Genomic DNA, 875 nt, shown 5'->3' on the forward strand with positions numbered 1-875 from the left:
CCCCGCCGCTGTGGCCGCCTGAACGCCGATTCGCGGAATCGAACCGCGATCATTCCAATATCGGTGGCCTCTCTGAAACCGTGTGTACGTGTAGTCCAGTTTGCGTCCGGACCCGTTCGCGGGTACTGTGATCCGAATGCGAATTATGAATGTGTGGCTCGATCAGTTAGTGCTCGCGGGCTCAACGCCTCGTTGCCTTGGCGCGTACACCCCGAGTCTATCGACCTCGTCTTCTACGAGTGATCTCGGTGGTATCTCTTTTCCAGGTGGGTTTCGAGCTTAGATGCGTTCAGCTCTTACCCCGTGGTGCGTCGCTGCCCGGCACGTGCTCTCTCGAACAGCCGGTACACGAGTGGCACCCATTCGTAGTTCCTCTCGTACTATACGAACGTTCCCGTCAGATACCGTAACACCCCCAATAGATAGCAGCCGACCTGTCTCACGACGGTCTAAACCCAGCTCACGACCTCCTTTAATAGGCGAACAACCTCACCCTTGCCCGCTTCTGCACGGGCAGGATGGAGGGAACCGACATCGAGGTAGCAAGCCACCCGGTCGATATGTGCTCTTGCGGGTGACGACTCTGTTATCCCTAAGGTAGCTTTTTTGTCAGCAATCTCCCGCATCAAGCAGGATGATTGGTTCGCTAGACCACGCTTTCGCGTCAGCGTCCGTCGTTGTGCCGGACACTGTCAGGCTTCCGTTTGCTCTTGCGCTCTTTCCCGAGTCTCCGACTCGGGTGAGGAAACCTTGGGGCGCGCTCGATATCTTTTCAAGCGCGTACCGCCCCAGTCAAACTGCCCGGCTACCAGTGTCCTCCGCCAGGAGTGAGAGTCGCAGTCACCATCGGGTAGTATTTCAATGCTGGCTCGGTG

General features: G+C 57.4%; 1 rRNA gene. It reads right to left on the bottom strand.

Annotated elements, in window-relative coordinates:
- Positions 1 to 146: 146 nt before the first annotated feature.
- Positions 147 to 875: ribosomal RNA gene (locus tag ACFEMD_RS22020) — 23S ribosomal RNA — on the bottom strand; the annotation flags it as partial.

It is taken from the genome of Natronococcus roseus (assembly GCF_043677095.1).
Taxonomy (GTDB): Archaea; Halobacteriota; Halobacteria; order Halobacteriales; family Natrialbaceae; genus Natronococcus; species Natronococcus roseus.